At 52.6% G+C, this 14,370-nt stretch carries 16 protein-coding genes and 1 other RNA gene; 9 read left to right on the top strand and 8 right to left on the bottom strand.

Features of this window, described 5'->3' with window-relative positions; all coding sequences use genetic code 11:
• Positions 1-51: 51 nt before the first annotated feature.
• The gene (locus tag ACG1BZ_RS21500; protein WP_282930930.1) at positions 52-1,086 is read right to left on the bottom strand and encodes an AraC family transcriptional regulator; all 1,035 of its coding nucleotides are present in this window, start codon (positions 1,084-1,086) and stop codon (positions 52-54) included.
• A 364-nt stretch (positions 1,087-1,450) separates the two neighbouring features.
• Here ACG1BZ_RS21500 and ACG1BZ_RS21495 point away from each other — a divergent pair, with 364 nt between their 5' ends.
• Positions 1,451-1,783, top strand: coding sequence for a helix-turn-helix domain-containing protein (locus ACG1BZ_RS21495; protein WP_413663608.1), 333 nt, complete (start codon positions 1,451-1,453; stop codon positions 1,781-1,783).
• Between the two features lie 25 nt (positions 1,784-1,808).
• On the opposite strand, the gene ACG1BZ_RS21490 is transcribed toward ACG1BZ_RS21495, so the two are convergent.
• The 3 genes from ACG1BZ_RS21490 to rpiA all read right to left on the bottom strand — a co-directional run bounded on the left by ACG1BZ_RS21490 (position 1,809) and on the right by rpiA (position 3,815).
• On the bottom strand, positions 1,809-2,186 hold the full coding sequence (locus tag ACG1BZ_RS21490) for a DUF4168 domain-containing protein (protein ID WP_282930932.1): 378 nt from the start codon (positions 2,184-2,186) through the stop codon (positions 1,809-1,811).
• 313 nt (positions 2,187-2,499) lie between these two features.
• The gene (locus ACG1BZ_RS21485; protein WP_282930933.1) at positions 2,500-3,126 is read right to left on the bottom strand and encodes a transglycosylase SLT domain-containing protein; all 627 of its coding nucleotides are present in this window, start codon (positions 3,124-3,126) and stop codon (positions 2,500-2,502) included.
• A gap of 17 nt (positions 3,127-3,143) precedes the next feature.
• Positions 3,144-3,815, bottom strand: a complete 672-nt coding sequence (gene rpiA, locus ACG1BZ_RS21480; RefSeq protein WP_282930934.1) for a ribose-5-phosphate isomerase RpiA — start codon at positions 3,813-3,815, stop codon at positions 3,144-3,146.
• A 210-nt stretch (positions 3,816-4,025) separates the two neighbouring features.
• Between rpiA and ilvA the strand changes: the two genes are divergently transcribed.
• Both ilvA and ACG1BZ_RS21470 read left to right on the top strand, forming a co-directional pair.
• Complete coding sequence (gene ilvA / locus ACG1BZ_RS21475; protein WP_413663607.1) at positions 4,026-5,540, top strand: threonine ammonia-lyase, biosynthetic; 1,515 nt, start codon at positions 4,026-4,028, stop codon at positions 5,538-5,540.
• A 244-nt stretch (positions 5,541-5,784) separates the two neighbouring features.
• Positions 5,785-5,922 carry a hypothetical protein gene (locus ACG1BZ_RS21470; RefSeq protein WP_192879435.1) on the top strand — a complete coding sequence of 46 codons (138 nt, stop codon included), beginning with the start codon at positions 5,785-5,787 and terminating at the stop codon, positions 5,920-5,922.
• 93 nt (positions 5,923-6,015) lie between these two features.
• Here ACG1BZ_RS21470 and ACG1BZ_RS21465 read toward each other — a convergent pair whose 3' ends face one another.
• The 4 genes from ACG1BZ_RS21465 to ACG1BZ_RS21450 all read right to left on the bottom strand — a co-directional run bounded on the left by ACG1BZ_RS21465 (position 6,016) and on the right by ACG1BZ_RS21450 (position 7,421).
• Positions 6,016-6,594, bottom strand: a complete 579-nt coding sequence (locus ACG1BZ_RS21465; protein WP_413663606.1) for a 5-formyltetrahydrofolate cyclo-ligase — start codon at positions 6,592-6,594, stop codon at positions 6,016-6,018.
• 28 nt (positions 6,595-6,622) lie between these two features.
• Positions 6,623-6,803, bottom strand: a non-coding RNA gene (gene ssrS / locus ACG1BZ_RS21460) — 6S RNA.
• Positions 6,804-6,888: 85 nt separating this feature from the next.
• Positions 6,889-7,218 (bottom strand): cell division protein ZapA, encoded by a 330-nt coding sequence (locus ACG1BZ_RS21455; RefSeq protein ID WP_413663605.1) that lies wholly within the window; start codon positions 7,216-7,218, stop codon positions 6,889-6,891.
• Entirely contained in the window at positions 7,218-7,421 is a 204-nt protein-coding gene (locus tag ACG1BZ_RS21450; protein ID WP_108734784.1) for a TIGR02449 family protein, read from the bottom strand. The genes ACG1BZ_RS21455 and ACG1BZ_RS21450 overlap by 1 nt, the downstream gene beginning before the upstream one ends.
• A 208-nt stretch (positions 7,422-7,629) precedes the next feature.
• Here ACG1BZ_RS21450 and ACG1BZ_RS21445 point away from each other — a divergent pair, with 208 nt between their 5' ends.
• From ACG1BZ_RS21445 to ACG1BZ_RS21420, 6 genes are all read left to right on the top strand, one after another.
• Positions 7,630-8,184: a UPF0149 family protein gene (locus tag ACG1BZ_RS21445; RefSeq protein WP_413663604.1), complete on the top strand. Its 555-nt coding sequence runs from the start codon at positions 7,630-7,632 to the stop codon at positions 8,182-8,184.
• The gene (gene pepP, locus ACG1BZ_RS21440; protein ID WP_413663603.1) at positions 8,184-9,536 is read left to right on the top strand and encodes a Xaa-Pro aminopeptidase; all 1,353 of its coding nucleotides are present in this window, start codon (positions 8,184-8,186) and stop codon (positions 9,534-9,536) included. The genes ACG1BZ_RS21445 and pepP overlap by 1 nt, the downstream gene beginning before the upstream one ends.
• 64 nt (positions 9,537-9,600) lie before the next feature.
• Positions 9,601-10,839 (top strand): FAD-dependent monooxygenase, encoded by a 1,239-nt coding sequence (locus ACG1BZ_RS21435; RefSeq protein WP_413663602.1) that lies wholly within the window; start codon positions 9,601-9,603, stop codon positions 10,837-10,839.
• Between the two features lie 50 nt (positions 10,840-10,889).
• On the top strand, positions 10,890-12,128 hold the full coding sequence (locus ACG1BZ_RS21430) for a UbiH/UbiF/VisC/COQ6 family ubiquinone biosynthesis hydroxylase (protein WP_413663601.1): 1,239 nt from the start codon (positions 10,890-10,892) through the stop codon (positions 12,126-12,128).
• Between the two features lie 50 nt (positions 12,129-12,178).
• Positions 12,179-13,147 (top strand): rhomboid family intramembrane serine protease, encoded by a 969-nt coding sequence (locus ACG1BZ_RS21425; RefSeq protein ID WP_413663600.1) that lies wholly within the window; start codon positions 12,179-12,181, stop codon positions 13,145-13,147.
• Positions 13,144-14,259 (top strand): CNNM domain-containing protein, encoded by a 1,116-nt coding sequence (locus ACG1BZ_RS21420; RefSeq protein ID WP_413663599.1) that lies wholly within the window; start codon positions 13,144-13,146, stop codon positions 14,257-14,259. The genes ACG1BZ_RS21425 and ACG1BZ_RS21420 overlap by 4 nt, the downstream gene beginning before the upstream one ends.
• The last annotated feature ends 111 nt before the right edge of the window (positions 14,260-14,370 follow it).

Genomic DNA, 14,370 nt, shown 5'->3' with positions numbered 1-14,370 from the left:
ATTTCATTTATAAAAAATCCCGGTCTTTTGACCGGGATTTTTAGTGTCGCCTTAACTACGGAATTTATCCCTGTAAGCTCCGGGAGCTAGCCCTGTCCACTTTTTAAATGCGCGATTAAAAGCGCTGGGTTCGGAAAAGCCCAGGCGCTCGGCAATTTCAGCTACAGCGGTTTCCTGTTGTTTTAACTGGTAAACCGCCATATCCCGTCGAACAGAGTCTTTAATATCCTGCCAGCTGTTGCCCTCCTCTTTGAGGCGGCGGCGCAGTGTCTGTGGAGATGTGTACAAGCGTGCGGCGACATCATCCAGTGACAGATTTTCGATACTGTTTTGCTGTTGCAGCATACGGCGAATACGACCGGTGAAACTGTGGTCGGATTTGTATTGGGTCAACAGGCACTCGGGGGCGCGGGACAGGAAGTCTGCCAGCTGTTGCTCATCGCGTACCAGGGGCATTTGCAAATAGCGAGTGTTAAATACCAGGCAGGTTTCACCTTGGTTAAAGTAGTGCCTGCAAGGGAACATATCGCTGTAGTCTTCGTTGTAGTCGGGCGGGGGAAACGCCAGAAGAACGCGCTCTAATAAAATGGTACGGTCGATCAGCCAGCTAAAAAAGCGCAACCAGATTACCGCGATAGATTCGACGAAAATTTGGTTGGGCAATTTTTTTTCATTGGTGTGGTGAATGATCAGTCGAGCTTCTTCACCATCCTCGACCAGCTTGATGTGCAAGTCGTCACTCACCATGCTGATAAAGCGGCTAGAGCGAAGCAGGGCTCGGCGCAGGTTGGGACAGGTGATACAAGCGTGCCCCATCATGGCAAAAGTGCCCGGCAGCCAAGGGCGCGCCAGGAATCCTCCTGACTCATCGTTCAGAAAATCCCACTCAAGGCGTAACAAGTTGGCCATCTGCTCCCGGCCAACGCGGCTATCGGGATCATCTAGCTGGGCGGGGGCGATTCCGCTATCGATGAGTAGTTGTTGGCAGTCCAGTCCGGTCGCTTGTGCGCCAACCAGATGGGCCTTTACCGCAGCGGCGGGAATACCTAGCCCCGCTTCGCGGAGTTTGGGGTTTTCATTGTCCACTCTTTCAGCCTCACAATTATTTTCTGTCTGCTGCTGTATTACGGTATGGATTATGCGCAAACAGAGAGAGAAAGTCAGGCTTCTGCTTAATTTATATGCAACTGCCTGTGCTTTTATTAGTGGTGACAGTTTCGAACTTAATGGGCTTATGGAATAAAAGTTGTCTATTTCTGTCTTTTAATGTGTATTTTTTGCGTTAACGACTGAAAATCCCAGTTTTGCTCTCAACAATTTTCTATGCTTGATCCTCTGTGGACTGACAGTTCTTTTAAAGTTTGATAGCGATAGTGAATCACTATTTCCTCGACCTGTAAGTCATATTCGTCAACAATAGGAAAAATTCCGTTAGTGAAGGACTGGTCAAATGTCACCGACGTCTGTTGCAAGTCTGTTAAACCCGACCATCTGCCGGCGAATGTTGATTGCTTACCTGATCGAGCATATTCCGCGTCCCAATAATCCTACTTTGGAGGAGGCAACTGGATGGCCTCGCCGTACGGTGCAGGACATTATTGCGAAAGGATTGCCGGGGCATGGCACAGTTGTAGAGTTCATTCAGGAAGGCGTGCGCCACAATGACGGCTACTACCTGCTGCGTGATTGGGGCTCTTTTGACAAGAATTGGGTGAAAACCAATTTGCCGATTATTTGCCAGGTGTTAGATGTAAAGCTGGATTTGAGTGACGCAATGAGCTGATCAAAGCGCCACTCACAAAGTTGGATTACTGCTGTGGCGCGTGGCTTTGCTGAAGAATTTTGTTCACTTTCTCCAGTAGGGCGGGATTCGATTTAATGCTGTTGGCAATTTCCTGGTATTTGGTTTTGGAAAGGCCGGCTTTTTCAATTGCGGCGATCATTTTTCCCTGTGCTTCTTTGTTGATCGCTTCCGCTTCCTTGATATCGGCAGCCGCTTTCAGTTTGGGAGCGTATTCTCGACTCAGCATCACGATAGAGCGATAGGCGTTGGCAAATTGCTTGAGCTGCGGTTCGCTAAACGAAGCTTTGGGGGCGGTTGTTTGGCTGGTAGCAGGTTGTGCGAAGGTCATCGGCACGCTGAGTGATATAGCCAATACAGCCAGGTATTTCAAAAAGAGCTTCATCGGGCACTCCAAAAAGTATAAGGACGCTTTTGCTTCTCAGAGGGAGCACCCAGCGTCACGTTGGGGCTGTAAATTTATGCTTGTGGCGGAGCTTTAGTGACCTGTACCAAGTCTAAAGCGGGTAGCTATTAGTCTTCAGCGTAGTCAGTTTCTGGCGCCTTGTAGCGCCTTTTTCCGCCAGCAAGGAGAATTTTTCCTGGAGTAGTTGTGAGGTCATAAAATTTAGTGAGCGGCTGCCGCCGCTCATAATGCAGGAAAACTGCACCGAATTTAAACCGAGGTGGGCCTTGCGACTAACGGTCGCTGTGATCAGCTAGAAAATCCAGAGAAATTTCTTGCGTTTTTTCAGCGACTGTTCGCAGCTATTGAGTTGTTGCTGATATTTTTGCGCCCTGGCAGATACCTTGTGGGATACATTCTTTAGCCAGGCTTTATTCTGGAAAGTGCGCCGATTAAAACCACCGTGCCCCTCGTGGTAGGCGAGGTAAAGGCTGTAGGTGTCATTGGCGCGTATCTGGCACTGGCGTGCACTGGTGTTGTTATACCAGCCGATAAAATCGATGGCGTCGCCAAAATCATCCCGATCGGCACCGTAGTTAAAGGAAGACCTTTGGTAGTGGCGCCAAGTGGTCCCCAGAGCCTGGGGATAACCGTAGGCATCGGACGGCCTCGGGCCGGGGATAAAGCCCAGGATCTTGGTGCGCGGGGGCTTGGCATCATGCACAAAACGGGATTCCTGGTGCATGATTGCCATCATCACTGCAATTGGAGAGCCCCATTTTTCCTCCGCGTCTTTTGCCTCGCCGTACCACTTCTTTTTTTCCTGGAAAATAGAGCAGACGTTGTCGAGATTACTTGGAGGCGCGGTTGCACAGCCGCTGCTCAGTGCAACAGCACTGAGCAAAACCAGCAGTCCGCATTTTTTATTTTTTTTGTGCATAACTATTTACGACATGTTTAAACGGTAATGGTCTTCACTCCGGCACTGGTGCCAAGCAGTAAAATATCGGCGGAGCGCTTGGCAAAGATACCGTTGGTCACCACACCGGTAATGTTATTGATGGTTTCTTCAAGGACAGTGGGGTGTTCGATACGCAGATTGTATACATCGAGAATGGCATTGCCATTATCTGTGATCACACCTTGACGATAAACCGGATCACCGCCCAGTTTAACCAGCTCCCGGGCAACCAGCGAGCGTGCCATGGGGATAACTTCAACCGGTAGGGGAAACTCTCCCAGGACTTTTACCCACTTGCTCTCATCGGCAATGCAGATAAATTCTTCAGAGCAGGCCGCCACGATTTTTTCTCTAGTCAATGCAGCACCACCACCTTTGATCATTTCAAGGGCCGGGTTCACTTCATCGGCACCATCCACATAGAACTGGATGCTGTCGACGGCATTAAGTTCATAAACGGGAATGCCGTGGGATTTGAGTCGCTGTGCGGAGGCTTCAGAACTGGCCACAGTACCGTCAAAGGTACCTTTGATCTCCGCCAGGTAATCGATAAAGAAGTTAGCGGTGGAACCGGTACCTACGCCGACAATGGAATTGTCCTCCAGGCGCGGGGCGATATAGTCGATAGCGGCGCGAGCTGTCGCCTGTTTCAATTCATCCTGGGTCATACTCTGGATAGTTTCCTTTGCAATTATTTCGCCTTAATTTGTATCTGACGATAAAAAAAAGCGCGTCTGGTTGTTTTTTGTGGCAAATGTGCTTCTCAAGGCTTAGACTGTCATGCCGGTGCTGCGCTTCACACAGGGCCTTTGTAACCCTGCTATTAGTCTACGCTGAGTCGCGCACAGTAATTAACCGCTACGGCCGTCAAACACGTCATGCCCAAGTCCTATATCAAGCGCATTTTAGACGCACGTATTTACGATGTCGCTACCGAGACGCCATTGGAGCAAATGCGCCAACTCTCCCATCGGTTTAACAACCGGATTCTGTTGAAGCGCGAAGATCTGCAGCCGGTGTTTTCCTTCAAGATTCGAGGGGCATACAACAAGCTCCTGCAGTTGCCCGCCGAGGAGCGGGCCCGGGGAGTGATTGCTGCATCGGCGGGTAACCATGCCCAGGGGCTTGCCCTGAGCGCTGCCCAAATGGGAGTGCGCGCCACTATAGTGATGCCCAAAACCACCCCGCAAATTAAGGTGAGTGCTGTGCGCATGCGCGGTGCCGAAGTCGTGCTACATGGGGATACTTTTGATGAAGCGGCGGCGAGGGCTCGCGAGCTGGTTGAAGAGCGGGGGCTGGTATTTATCCACCCCTACGATGACCCCGATGTAATCGCCGGCCAGGGCACCGTGGCTATGGAGATGCTGCGACAGCACTCGGGTAACCTGGACGCGGTGTTTATTCCGGTCGGAGGGGGTGGTTTAGCTGCGGGTATGGCCGCCTATATCAAATATGTACGTCCGGAAACCAAAGTCTACGGTGTAGAGCCGCAGGATGCTGCCTGTCTGGAGGCCGCGCTGAAAGCCGGCGAGCGCGCTCGGCTAGCGGAGGTGGGCTTGTTTGCCGATGGTGTTGCCGTTGCACAAATCGGTGAGGAGACCTTCCGGGTTCTGCGCGAAACCGTGGATGGGGTTATCACTGTTAGTACCGATGAAATCTGTGCGGCCATTAAGGATATATTCGAGGATACACGCTCTATCGCTGAGCCGGCCGGGGCCGTCGGTTTGGCGGGGCTGAAGAAATATCTGGAGCAAAACGACAATCGCAATGGCACCTTCGCCACAGTGTGCAGTGGAGCCAATATTAATTTTGATCGCCTGCGCTACATTAGTGAGCGCACTGAGATCGGTGAAAAGCGCGAGGCGGTCCTCGCAGTAAAAATTGCTGAGCAACCGGGAAGTTACCTGCAGTTCTGCCGGGATTTAGGGGACCGCTCAATTACTGAGTTTAACTATCGTTTTGCCAGTGATAACGAAGCGCATATCTTTGTGGGTTTGCAGGTGGTATCTGAGGAAGACCGCAGCCAATTGGTCAGTCAGCTTGAGTCCAAAGATTATCAGGTTACCGATCTTACCGATAACGAAATGGCGAAACTGCATATTCGCCATTTAGTGGGAGGTAGAGTGCCGGGCTTGCCCGACGAAGTTATTTACCGCTTTGAATTTCCCGAGCGCCCGGGGGCCTTGCGCAAGTTCCTCGAGCATCTCGCCGGGCGTTGGAATATAACGCTGTTTCACTATCGCAATCACGGGGCAGCTTATGGGCGTGTTCTTGTGGGATTGCAGGTGGAGCCGGCAGCGAGGGACGAACTACAGACACTATTACACCAGCTTCAATTTCGTTTTTGGGATGAAACACAGAATCCGGCTTATCGGTTATTTTTGGGCGCTTAAACCATCGCTTCCCGATACCTGAGAAAGACGTCTCATTTATCGAAACGTGTATAGACTGCAAATCCTGTTTTGTCGAACTTGCTTGTCTAATTTTGAGACAAAAAACTCATAAAATATCCAATAAACGGTTACTATTACGCCGCTTCTTGAGTATTGTCTATTCGCGTGGAACTTTTGCTGTGGCTTTGGTCATAAGCGGGGCGAAACGCATATAAAAACAAAATTATCGTACAGGATGGTCCCAATGAAAGCCGATGCGCTGACAATCGCTGTGGTTGTCTTTGTCGCGGGCGTTCTGTTGAGTACCAGTGGTTTATCTGAGGTATTTTCTTCCGAAGCTGAACCGCCGGCTGCTCTGCAACAGGGAGTGGTTACCCGTTAGGCTGATGCCGGGGGGGCGCTCTGCCCACGAGCAAACACAAAAAAAGCCGGACACTTAGGTGTCCGGCTTTTTTTGTACTCCACTATCCACTTTTTAGCGGCAGCGGTAAATCCTTTGCTCTGTAACCACCATATCCAGTGGGATATCCCAATTGTCTGTGGGCAGGTTATCCACACATTGTAGATGGTGCGCCGCGCCGATAAGTTGTGGTCCAGTGCCTGGTAATAACTGTTTGCGCTCAAAAGTCCGATCGTAGAAACCGGCCCCCATACCCAAGCGCGCTCCGCTGGGGTCGAAGGCGACCAGAGGAACCAAAACAAGATCCAGGAGCTTGGGAGCGCGGTGAGCTGTGCGCACAGGCTCCGGAATGCGATAGCGATTGCGAAAAGCCAGGGGTTCGCCTTGCCAACGCCTGAACCGGAGGTGGGGGTGTGGTTCTGCCGGCAGCTGTGGCAAATAAAAATGTTTTTGTGGAAAACGTTGCAGCAGGTAGCGGACATCCAGCTCGCCATCAGTCGGCCAATAGATACCGACATGCACTGCTCGATTCATTTGTGGGATACGGCTCAGGAGAGTGATGGCTGCACGGCCATGCAAACGCTGTTGATAGGCGCTGAGTTCCCGTCGCCCCGCGCGCATACGGCGGCGCAGTTGCGTTTTGGTTTCAGTCATTGTGGGAAGAGAAGAGCGTGAAGAAATAGGGTACCCCGAGTGTGCGGCTGTAGACGGAGCCTTGAACCGTAAGGTTCAAGGTGGTGGGATCCGGAGTACATAAGGCTTTCCGCTACAAGGCGGACTTGCTCACCAGCACCCGCTGGAAACCACCGGGGTAAGATTATCGGCTCAAGGACATAGTCTGCTGGCCAACACCCCAGGGTATGAACCAATTATAACTTGTAGAGCGGGGGGCTGTTAACCAGAAATTTAAATGAAGTGACCGGTAGCAGAAAGTGGCTTCTTGTCACCTTACTCCTGAAGTTTTTCTTCCGAGTCTATTTCGCCCAATGCACTTTGCACCTTATCAGTAAGCCGCTCCAACATTTCCTCTTGCAGGGGAATGGAGCTGAGCTCAGCTTTCGCCTGGATAAGCTCGTGGGCAATATTAAGCGCTGCCATTACGGCGATACGCTCTAAGCCGATGACAGTACCTGTTGCGCGGATGCGGGACATGCGTTCGTGTAGCAGGTGTGCCGAAGCCTGTAGTCCGGCGCGCTCGCTTTCCGCGCAGGCGACACGGTACTCTTTATCGAGAATAGAAACAGTTACAGTTTCGGAGGGTGATGCGGTTTCAGACATCAGGTATCTTGCGTTAGCCCCTTAAGACGGTTAATCATAGCTTCTACCCGCGAGCGGGCGGCCTCGTTATTTTTTATCAGGCGCTGGCGTTCACGCAGCCAGTCGGCTTCCTGCCGGCGTAATTCACGATTGTCATCCGCCAATTGTTGACAGCGGGCAATGAGTGAATCCACGGTGCTTTCTAGCGCTTGCAGCTTATCCATATTTCCTGCATTTGAGGTCGACGTCTGAGTTCGCAACACGACAGACTGCGAGGGATTCCGCTACTATATTGCCGGCGTATTGGTGGGTCAATCGCTGCACCTGCGCGGACAATCACAAAATTGTCTCTTAATGCCTCAAATTCCCGGTTTGGCACTAGTGTGACGGCCGGATTGAAAAGCCTAATTTACAAAAAGCTGTACGGTAACCATGACTTCTGAAGCTAGCCGATTTGAACTCCTCGCCAACGCCATTCTCTCAGCTGGGGGGCAGGCTGACCCCAGTGAATTGCACGGTTTTATCTGTGGCATTTTGGCGGCGGGCGAGCGACCGGACAAACAGCGTTGGCAGAATGAGCTGGCCGGATTGCTCGATGTGGAGGCGGTGCCGGCAGATCTCAATCGGGATTTTTTCCAGCTGACTGAGGAAAGCCACAAGCAGCTCGACGGCTCTAACTTCGATTTTCAGTTGGTGCTGTGCGATGACGAAGATGTTGTCTCCCGCGCTCTGGCGCTGGGTCATTGGTGCGATGGATTCCTGCACGGCTTTGGTGTCGGCGGGGCCCGGGAAAAATTGATGCCCACCAGTGACGAAGCTTTAAAAGATATTAGTGCCATCGCTCAATTGGATGCCGAACATGTTGAAGAGGGTGAGGAGACTGAGCTGCAACTGGTGGAACTGCAGGAATACGTGCGCGTAGCCGTACTCAATATATTTACTGAGGTAAAGGGTAAGGACTCCAATAGCGAGCCCACCATTCACTGATGTCTAAGACCCCGAAAACCACAGCGGGAATCAGTCGATCTGAGTACGCCCGCCGACGCAACCGCCTGATGGCAGATTTGCCCGCAGGTAGTTTGGCAATCGTGTCATCTGCTGGGGAGCAACTGCGTTCCCGGGATACTTATTTTCCGTTTCGCCAGGACAGTGATTTTTTGTATTTCACTGGGTTTGATGAACCGGAAGCGCTGCTGGTTTTGGTGCCGGGACGAACACAGGGAGAAACCCTGTTGTTCTGTCGCGAGCGCGATGCGGAAAAAGAAAAGTGGGATGGCCCGCGCCTGGGGCCGGAGCGCGCGATGCAGCAGTGCGGCTTGAACGATGCATTTCCCATCGGTGATCTCGATGATATTTTGCCGGGGCTGCTAGAAGGGCGCGAGCTGCTCTATTTCCCCATGGGCCGCTACGCCCATTTGGATAAGCGAATCCGCAATTACCTGGAGCGGATTACCGCAGCGCCGGATACCGGGGGGGCACCGGAAATGGTCGACCTCGATTACCAGTTGCGGGAAATGCGACTGATCAAGTCGGCCCAGGAAATTCGCTTAATGGAGCAGGCGGCCAAAATCAGTGCCGAGGCACACAGCCGGGCTATGACCCGATGCCAGCCGGGCCTTTACGAATACCAGCTGGAGGCTGCTCTCCTGCATACCTTTGTCGACTCCGGAGCTCGGGAAACAGCCTATCCCACTATCGTTGGGGGTGGCGGCAATGCGTTGGTGATGCACTATTGCAGTAATAATGCCCAGTTGCGCGATGGGGACTTGGTGCTGGTGGATGCGGGCTGTGAGTACCGTGGTTATGTGGCCGATATTACTCGCACCTATCCGGTTAATGGTTCATTTAGCGGACCGCAGCGCGCACTTTATGAGATCGTTTTGGCGGCACAGCAAGCGGCGATTGAACAGGTTTCAGTGGGCAATCACTGGGACCATCCCCACGCTGCCAGTGTTGAGATAATCACTCAGGGGTTGGTCGATTTAGGACTGTTGCGAGGCGACACCCAGGGGTTGATAGAGTCTGGCGCTTATCGGCAGTTTTATATGCACCGGGTTGGCCATTGGCTGGGCATGGATGTGCACGATGTGGGTGATTATCGCATTCATGGAGCCTGGCGCCAGCTGGAAGCCGGAATGGTAATGACGGTCGAACCCGGAATTTATGTCCCGGAGGACGATGAGAGTATTCCCGCAGAATTTCGCGGGATCGGGATTCGAATCGAAGATGATGTCGCACTTACCAATAGAGGGCCTCAGATCCTCTCAGCAGCGGCTCCAAAAGCGATTGAAGATATTGAATACACCATGCTTCACGGACGGGACTTACTGACCCGTTAGAAGTGATTGTTGGATTGTTCGGCCAATAATATTTCAATGCCGAATAATCAAAGGGGGAATTGGGATGGGTGAGTCGGCGCGTAAAGTAGATGTGGCCATTGTCGGTGGCGGCATGGCGGGAGCCAGCCTGGCATTAATGTTGTCACATTTTTGTCCTCAACTCAGTGTGGCGCTCCTGGAGCAGAGAGCACTGCCGGATGCCGCTGCCAGTATTCAGTTGCCGAGTTTCGACACGCGAGCCACAGCCATTGCCGCAGGCAGCTTGCAGTTGTTTGCGGAGCTTGGACTCTGGCCTGCTCTGCAAGCCTATAGCGCCCCGATTGATCGTATTCATGTGAGTGACCGGGGGCATGCATTTGGCGCCGCCCTCTCGACCCGTGAGGGACAGGGAGTCAACTTTGAGGGCATTCTGGGTGCAGTGATAGAAAATGCAGCGCTGGGCCCGATTCTCCACAGTGCACTGACTAGCACTTCCACCCAATTATTAGCGCCGGCGCAGGTTACTGACATTAACATGACCTCTGCGGGCGCAAACCTGTTGTGGCGATCCGGTGAGAATTCCCCCGATGAGGCACTGTTCTGCGGATTGGTGGTCGTTGCCGATGGGGTGAACTCTCCCCTTTGCCGCCAGCTGGGAATAGAAATCAGCTCGGTTAAGTACCCTCAGAGAGCGCTGGTCGCTACTGTCGCTCTGCAACAGCCTCACCAAGGTGTGGCTTACGAGCGCTTCACCCGAATGGGGCCCATGGCACTTTTACCGCTGCCAGATAGAGAAGGGCAGCACCGCGCGGCACTAGTGTGGGCTTGCGAGGAAGCAGAAGCTGAGCGTGTCGGTGTAATGCCTGAGGCTGAACGCCTGAAAAAACTGCAGCAGGTATTTGGTTGGCGTGCCGGACGTTTTATTAAGGTTGGAGCCGTTCAGGGGTATCCACTGAGTTTATCGATCGCCCAGGAACAGTGGCGCCGGAATGTGGTGTTGATGGGCAATTGTGCCCACTTTTTGCACCCAGTAGCAGGGCAGGGTTTTAACCTGACTCTGCGGGACTGTTATGGATTGGCACAAGCGCTGTCGACAGTGACGTCGGATACATTGCCAGGGCGGCTCGATTTCCTGCAGCAATACGGAGAGATGCGCCAGCTGGACCAGCAATTGACGATTGGATTCAGTGACCGTATTCCCACACTGTTTTCCTCTTCCGGCTGGCTGCAACAGGGAATTCGTCAGTTGGGAATGCTCGGCCTTACAATGGTCCCGCCGCTGCGCCGGGAATTTGTCAGTCAAGCGGCGGGATTTGGGCTTTAAAAGGTGCAGGGTCGGGGACGGCTACTGCCACTTCAGCGGAATTGGCTTTTATGAACAGACATCGTTTGGATTTTGCCATTGTGGGTGCGGGCATGGTGGGCATGGCCCAGGCAGCGCTGCTGGCAGTTCGGCACCCGGGCATGCGTCTGGCCTTGCTGGAGGCGTCCCCGGAAACAACGCCGCAATTGTCACCGCAGTATGAACCTCGCGTGGTGGCCCTGACACAGGCCTCCCGCGAGCTGCTCGAAGAGGTGGGAGCCTGGGATGATATTGCCAGCCGCCGCGCCTGCCCCTATGTGGAAATGCGGGTTTGGGATGCAGATGGAACCGGCTCAGTAAGCTTTAACAGCCGCGATGTGCAGCTGCCGAATCTCGGTCATATCGTCGAGAATAATGTCATTGTCGCCGCGTTAAGAGCACGGCTGGAAACCCTACCCAACGTGGAGTTGGTCAATGGTTTTCGCCTGGAGAGCTGGTGGCGCGACTGCGGACTCTGGCATTTACAGCCCCGCGGTGAAGATCGCTTAAATGAAGAGGATGGCCTCCGTGAGCAACCTGAGATAGTGCGCACCCGCCTGTTAATCGGTGCCGATGGCGCCCGCTCTAAAGTGCGGGACTTACTGCATATCCGCTCCCAGGATACCGATTACCATCAAACTGCGTTGGTGTGTGTCGCGCGCAGTGAGAAATCTCACCGTCACACCGCTTGGCAGCGCTTTTTACAAACGGGTCCACTGGCATTTTTACCTCTCGCGGGGTTGGGGGATGACAATCACTGCGCCGTGGTTTGGTCTGCGGATGAAGCGTTGGCGCAGGAGCTATTGATGCTGGATGACCAGGCCTTTGCCCTGAACCTGGAAAAAGCCTTTGAGAGCCGTTTGGGCAAAGTGGAATCCGTCAGTGAGCGCTTTTCCTTCCCCCTGCGCGCGCGCCATGCAGAACGTTATCGTGGCCCTGGTGCTGTATTGGTGGGAGACGCCGCCCACAGTATCCACCCCCTCGCGGGCCAGGGTGTAAATCTTGGGCTGCAGGATGTACGGGTGCTGGCAGATGAAATTGACCGCGCTATGGCACGCGGCCTGGAGCCCTCTCACTCTTCAGTTTTGGCCCGCTACGAACGCCGCCGTCGCGGCGACAACGCCGCCACTATGAAAGCGATGAGTGCCTTTAAGTCTTTGTTCGGTGCTGGCGATGTGCACTGGCGCTGGCTGCGTAACACTGGGTTGAGCATGGTAGATGCAAGCCCCATGTTAAAGAAGCGGATTATTATGCGGGCTATGGCGGTTTAGTTGTAGCTCGGATTTTGACTCAGATTCTATTAGAAAAAAGGTTGTGATAAGTGAGCCAATGGATAACCGTTTATTCTTTCCCGATGGAGAAAGAATTGACGGAATTAGCCCGTTTTATACAAAGTCACGGTTTGCCAGTACGAATTATTGAAAAAGGCAAACAACAATGCGTAATAGCCGAAGATACTAAATTGGCGGAACTCTTAAGGCCACTGATTAGTCACTGGGATACTGAAAAAATAGATCTTGATTTTTATTTTTCTCAGTTGATCCGGGGTTTGGAAATTAATGAAGTGGATTCAGAGTTAAATGAATCTAAAGGCAAGGAGAGTAGCGAGCCAGATTCTGAGAGGGGTGAGAGGACTTACTATATACCAAGCTTCCCTCTGGATAGCACCCCTTTAACTTTTCTGTTAATTACTCTTTGTTTTCTGGGGTGGTTTTTATTCACTAGTAGCTTGGCGGGCTTGCTTTTAATTACTCCTGACCCGGCTGGCACTAGCGTCGGTCAGTCAACATTGGCTAAGCACTTGCAGGAAGGTGAGTATTGGAGGTTGTGGAGCCCTGCAATTGTACATTTTTCATTCTTGCAGGCCCTTATGAATGCTTTAGCCCTATGGATTTTAGCCCGGCCAATTGAAGTTCGAGGAGGGGCCTCAGTTTTAATTGCGTTGGTGGTGCTTGGAGGGCTTGTGGCAAACCTCACACAGTTCTTGTGGGCTCCACAGTCCTATTTTGCCGGCATGTCGGGAGTAATTTACACACTTGTTGGTTTTGCTTTGGTAGTTCAGCGTTGGCAACCTGCTTGGCAGGATATTCCTAGGAGTATTTTACTCGTAATGACGGCTTGGCTTGTTCTAAGTGCGTTGGGGATATTTGGTTTCATCTTGGGGGTTAATTTTGCCAACCCAGCAAATATTGGAGGGCTACTCAGTGGATTGCTGAGTGGACTGATTTATTGCGCAATAGGTGGAGCGCGAAACTTTTATTCTGGTGATATTTACGCTCGAGAATTATGATTTTACTGATAACCTACATTTTTATTGCCCTTGGCTTTTCTTTTCTGTGCTCGATAGCCGAGTCGGTTATTCTCAGCGTAACAACGCCATACGTGCGCCTAATGGAACGGGAAGGGCATAAAGCGGGGTCTTTGCTGCGCAAATTAAAATCCGATATTAATGCCCCCCTGGCCGCTATCCTCACCCTGAATACCGTCGCGCACACAGCGGGTGCTGCAGGTGCCGGTGCCCAGGCAGCAGCGGTTTTTGGCAATGAATACCTGGGTATCGCATCAGCGATCCTGACTCTGTTGATTCTGGTCTTTTCTGAAATTATCCCCAAGACACTGGGAGCCGTGTACTGGCGCCAACTGGCCCCCACTACCGCTTATGTATTGCGCGGTCTGGTTTGGTTGCTCCACCCGTTTGTAAAAATGTCCGAGTGGTTGACCAAAGGCCTGTCCCACGGCCCAACCCTTACGGGCTTTAGCCGCGATGAGTTCGCCATTATGGCGGAAATTGGCGAGGCCGAAGGGCAGTTAGAGCAGCGGGAGTCCAGTATCCTGCGCAACCTATTCTTCACCCTGCGGGACCACTCCGTGCGCGAGGTGATGACTCCCCGCACGGTGGTCTTCTCCCTGCCGCAGGACATCACTGTGGAAGAGGCCTACGAGGATGCAGAGAAAGGGCGTTTCTCCCGTATCCCGGTCTATGAAAATCGCGACCCGGATTGTGTGGTGGGTTTTGTATTGCGGCAGGAGCTATTGCTGGCCTACGCCAAAGGCGAGCACCAGAAAACTCTGGCGGATTATCGCCGTGAAATGTTGATCCTGCCGGAAACAGCCACTATCTACCAAGCGTTCCAGAAAATGCTGTCCCGCCGCGTGCAGATTAGTGCTGTTATGGACGAATATGGCAGTCTCGAAGGTTTGGTGACCCTGGAGGATCTGCTGGAGACCCTGCTCGGCGAAGAAATTGTCGACGAGGCAGATAAAACACCCGACCGCCAGGAGCTGGCTAAGCGTTTGTGGCGCTGGAGATCGAAGAAGTACGGCCTCAAAGTCGACGAATCTGCAAACACAGAAGAGAACGCGGAAGAGGCTGGTCAAGGGCGCGACCGGGGCAGCGACTGATTAAGAATTTATCTGATCAAAAAATGATCATCTCTGCACTAGCCCAATACAGCGGGTATTGGGTATTGCCCGATTCCCAAACGCGGGCGAATGCAGGATAGAGCGCCAGCG

This window comes from Microbulbifer sp. CNSA002 (assembly GCF_047324085.1).
Classification (GTDB): Bacteria; Pseudomonadota; Gammaproteobacteria; order Pseudomonadales; family Cellvibrionaceae; genus Microbulbifer.
The sequence above is the reverse complement of the archived record's forward strand: the minus strand, read 5'-3'. Positions and strand labels throughout refer to the sequence as shown.

Excerpts from the sequence above, each read along its gene's own strand:
- ACG1BZ_RS21495 (WP_413663608.1), top strand. The coding sequence starts at position 1,451 with ATGTCACCGACGTCTGTTGCAAGTCTGTTAAACCCGACCATCTGCCGG.
- ACG1BZ_RS21490 (WP_282930932.1), bottom strand. The coding sequence starts at position 2,186 with ATGAAGCTCTTTTTGAAATACCTGGCTGTATTGGCTATATCACTCAGC.
- ACG1BZ_RS21485 (WP_282930933.1), bottom strand. The coding sequence starts at position 3,126 with ATGCACAAAAAAAATAAAAAATGCGGACTGCTGGTTTTGCTCAGTGCT.
- rpiA (WP_282930934.1), bottom strand. The coding sequence starts at position 3,815 with ATGACCCAGGATGAATTGAAACAGGCGACAGCTCGCGCCGCTATCGAC.
- ilvA (WP_413663607.1), top strand. The coding sequence starts at position 4,026 with ATGCCCAAGTCCTATATCAAGCGCATTTTAGACGCACGTATTTACGAT.
- ACG1BZ_RS21470 (WP_192879435.1), top strand. The coding sequence starts at position 5,785 with ATGAAAGCCGATGCGCTGACAATCGCTGTGGTTGTCTTTGTCGCGGGC.
- ACG1BZ_RS21465 (WP_413663606.1), bottom strand. The coding sequence starts at position 6,594 with ATGACTGAAACCAAAACGCAACTGCGCCGCCGTATGCGCGCGGGGCGA.
- ACG1BZ_RS21455 (WP_413663605.1), bottom strand. The coding sequence starts at position 7,218 with ATGTCTGAAACCGCATCACCCTCCGAAACTGTAACTGTTTCTATTCTC.
- ACG1BZ_RS21450 (WP_108734784.1), bottom strand. The coding sequence starts at position 7,421 with ATGGATAAGCTGCAAGCGCTAGAAAGCACCGTGGATTCACTCATTGCC.
- ACG1BZ_RS21445 (WP_413663604.1), top strand. The coding sequence starts at position 7,630 with ATGACTTCTGAAGCTAGCCGATTTGAACTCCTCGCCAACGCCATTCTC.
- pepP (WP_413663603.1), top strand. The coding sequence starts at position 8,184 with ATGTCTAAGACCCCGAAAACCACAGCGGGAATCAGTCGATCTGAGTAC.
- ACG1BZ_RS21435 (WP_413663602.1), top strand. The coding sequence starts at position 9,601 with ATGGGTGAGTCGGCGCGTAAAGTAGATGTGGCCATTGTCGGTGGCGGC.
- ACG1BZ_RS21430 (WP_413663601.1), top strand. The coding sequence starts at position 10,890 with ATGAACAGACATCGTTTGGATTTTGCCATTGTGGGTGCGGGCATGGTG.
- ACG1BZ_RS21420 (WP_413663599.1), top strand. The coding sequence starts at position 13,144 with ATGATTTTACTGATAACCTACATTTTTATTGCCCTTGGCTTTTCTTTT.